Origin of the sequence: Xanthomonas pisi DSM 18956, assembly GCF_001010415.1 — a bacterium.
Taxonomy (GTDB): Bacteria; Pseudomonadota; Gammaproteobacteria; order Xanthomonadales; family Xanthomonadaceae; genus Xanthomonas; species Xanthomonas pisi.
The window spans coordinates 1-371 of record NZ_JPLE01000317.1 but is presented as its reverse complement, the minus strand read 5'-3'; the positions used below and the strand labels follow the sequence as shown (position 1 = coordinate 371).

Below are 371 nucleotides of genomic sequence, written 5' to 3'. Positions count from 1 at the left end.
GTATATGGTCATTTCTTAGACAAATGGAAAACAAACGGTATTGTACTTGGTACATATGGCGGAATAGTACGTGAAAAGCCTAATAGACTCGAAGGTTTTTCCGACCCGACAGGTCAGTATCCACGACGTTTAGGTAATGATACGAACGTATTAAACCAAGGTGGTGAAGCTGGTTATTATTCGAATTCTAACGTAATTCAAGACAACAACTTGGATTATGGTATAAACCCAGATGATACAGATTTGGCAAATATTCCAGAAGATGATGACCCTAATTTTACAATAACAGAAATGTTACGTCGTGACGAAGGACTTCGTGATAAAGTGGATTGGGACCATCTAGGGTGTCCTACAGTAGGTATTGGACACCT

The 371-nt window shown here is 39.4% G+C and carries 1 protein-coding gene; it reads left to right on the top strand.

Features of this window, described 5'->3' with window-relative positions; genetic code table 11:
- Positions 1 to 371 (top strand): baseplate hub subunit and tail lysozyme (locus Y887_RS19905; RefSeq protein ID WP_046965681.1); only part of this gene is annotated, 371 nt, incomplete at both ends.